Source organism: Agromyces binzhouensis, assembly GCF_004135055.1.
GTDB classification, from domain to species: domain Bacteria; phylum Actinomycetota; class Actinomycetes; order Actinomycetales; family Microbacteriaceae; genus Agromyces; species Agromyces binzhouensis.
In genome coordinates this window covers 1-2,893 of the sequence record NZ_SDPL01000401.1, presented here as the reverse complement: position 1 = coordinate 2,893, position 2,893 = coordinate 1, and the positions used below count along the sequence as shown (strand labels likewise).

Here is a 2,893-nt window from a genome sequence, read left to right as displayed (position 1 = left end):
GCCTGCGGGCCGGACGCGCGGCGTGCCCGTCGCCGGGCCCCGGACGACGGATGCCCGCCCCGACGAATCGGGACGGGCATCCGGTGGCGGGACCTGCGCTTACGCGTCGACGCCCTCGGCGGGAGCCTCGGCGTGCTCGCCGGTCGCGGCACGGCCGTTGGTGTCGGCCTCCTCCGCGATGACCGGCGCGAGCGAGAGCTTGCCGCGGTCGTCGATCTTGGTGATCTCGACGAGGATCTTCTGCCCGACGCCGAGTACGTCGTCGACGTTCTCGACGCGCTTGCCGCCGGCCAGCTTGCGCACCTCGGAGATGTGCAGCAGGCCGTCCTTGCCGGGCAGCAGCGAGATGAAGGCGCCGAAGGCGGCGATCTTCACGACGGTGCCGAGGAACTGCTCGCCGACCTCGGGGTTGGTCGGGTTGGCGATCGCGTTCACGGCGGCACGAGCGGCCTCGGCCGAAGGGCCGTCGGTCGCGCCGATGTAGACGGTGCCGTCCTCCTCGATCGAGATGTCGGCACCGGTCTCGTCCTGGATGCCGTTGATCGTCTTGCCCTTCGGGCCGATCAGCTCGCCGATCTTGTCGACCGGGATCTGCACGCTGATGACGCGCGGCGCGGTGGGCGCCATCTCGTCAGGGCCGTCGATGGCGGCGTTCAGCACCTGCAGGATCGTGGTGCGCGCCTCCTTGGCCTGGGTCAGCGCACCCGCGAGCACCGAGGCGGGGATGCCGTCGAGCTTCGTGTCGAGCTGGATCGCCGTGACGAACTCCGACGTGCCCGCGACCTTGAAGTCCATGTCGCCGAGCGCGTCCTCCGCACCGAGGATGTCGGTGAGGGCCGCGTAGCGGGTCTCGCCGTCGACCGTGTCGGAGATGAGTCCCATCGCGATGCCGGCGACCGGGGCGCGCAGCGGCACACCGGCGTTGAGCAGCGACAGGGTCGAGGCGCAGACCGAGCCCATCGAGGTCGACCCGTTCGAGCCGAGCGCCTCGGAGACCTGGCGGATGGCGTACGGGAACTCCTCGCGCGTCGGCAGCACGGGCACGAGCGCACGCTCGGCGAGCGCGCCGTGGCCGATCTCGCGGCGCTTGGGCGAACCCACACGACCCGTCTCACCCGTCGAGTAGGGCGGGAAGTTGTAGTTGTGCATGTAGCGCTTCTTGGTGACCGGGCTCAGCGAGTCGATCTGCTGCTCGAGCTTGAGCATGTTCAGCGTGGTGACGCCCAGGATCTGGGTCTCGCCGCGCTGGAAGATGGCCGAACCGTGCACGCGCGGGATGACCTGCACCTCGGCGTCGAGCGGGCGGATGTCGGCCAGCCCGCGACCGTCGATGCGCACGCCGTCGGCGAGCACCCGCGAGCGGACGACGAGCTTGGTGACCGACTTGTAGGCGGCCGACACCTCGCCGTTGGCCGACTCGGGCAGCTCGCCCGCCTCGACCTTGGCGGCGATGGCCTCCTTGACGCGCGCCTTCAGCGCGTCGTCGGCGTCCTGGCGCTCGACCTTGCCGGCGATCTGGTAGATGCCCTTGAGCTCGTCGTGCGCGAGCGCGGCGACGGCGTCGTAGGTCTCGCTCTGGTAGGGCGGGAACGTCGGGTAGTCGGCGGTGGGCTTCGCGGCGGTCTTCGCGACCGACTGCTGGGCCTCGACGAGCTGCTTGATGAACGGCTTCGACGCCTCGATGCCCTGCGCGATGACGCCCTCGTCGGGCTTCACGGCGCCGGCCTTGATGAGGTTCCAGGCGTTGTCGGTGGCCTCGGCCTCGATCATCATGATCGCGACGTCCTGCGAGCCGTCGCCCTCGGTCACGACACGGCCGGCGACGACCATGCTGAAGACCGCGTCCTCGAGCTGCGAGTGCTTCGGGAACGCGACCCACTGGCCGTCGATGAGCGCGACGCGCACGCCGCCGACCGGGCCGGAGAACGGCAGGCCGGACAGCTGCGTCGAGAGCGACGCGGCGTTGATGGCGAGCACGTCGTAGAGCTCGTCGGGCTCGATCGCGAGCACCGTGACGACGACCTGGACCTCGTTGCGGAGGCCCTCGACGAACGAGGGACGCAGGGGGCGGTCGATCAGGCGGCACGTGAGGATCGCCTCGGTCGAGGGGCGGCCCTCGCGGCGGAAGAACGAGCCGGGGATCCGGCCCGCGGCGTACATGCGCTCCTCGACGTCGATCGTGAGCGGGAAGAAGTCGAAGTGCTCCTTCGGCTGCTTCGACACCGAGGTGGCCGAGAGCAGCATGGTCTCGTCGTCGATGTACGCGGCCGCGGAGCCCTGCGCCTGCTGCGCGAGGCGACCGGTCTCGAACCGGACAGTGCGGGTGCCGAATCGACCATTGTCGATGATCGTCTCGGCGAACGTGATTTCAGGACCTTCCAAGAGGTCTCTCTCCTTTGTTTCGGCTCGCACGCCCGTGTGGCGCGCGAGGTGAACAAGGAGCAGGGAACAGGCAGATCTCAGCGCGTCGATGACTCACCAGCGCTGGCCACCAGTAGAAGTCCACCAAGCTCTCGATTGGTAAGCCACCACAGGGGACCAGCTTCCTGCCGGCCTGCTCCGAAGCACCCGTGGGAGGGTGCGAGCTCGTGTTGAATTGAGCGGGTGCCGCGTGGGCATCCTCGCCGAGCCTACCAGCCCGGCGTGTCGCGACCTAGCGGGGCGCCCCGCGGCACGGGCGAGCGGATGCCGCGGCACGGCCGATCACGCGCGGATCCCGCGTCGCTCGCGCTCGTCGTTGCGCCCCCGGAGGTGGACGATCGCGTCGTGCTTCGCGACGCGCCCGTCCCCGGCCGTCCGGCCGAGGAGTCGTCGACCCGCCCAGGGCATCGCATGCCGCACCAGCCACTCGGCGTCCGGCAGCGGCGGCGCGTCGGGCTCCTCCGCGTCGCCG

The 2,893-nt window shown here is 70.3% G+C and carries 1 protein-coding gene and 1 pseudogene; both read right to left on the bottom strand.

The genetic code is table 11. From position 1 onward, the window contains the following. Positions 1-99: 99 nt before the first annotated feature. Positions 100-2,382, bottom strand: a complete 2,283-nt coding sequence (locus ESO86_RS14825; RefSeq protein ID WP_129235677.1) for a polyribonucleotide nucleotidyltransferase — start codon at positions 2,380-2,382, stop codon at positions 100-102. Between the two features lie 321 nt (positions 2,383-2,703). Further along, a pseudogene (locus tag ESO86_RS14820) lies at positions 2,704-2,893 on the bottom strand (hypothetical protein); the annotation flags it as partial.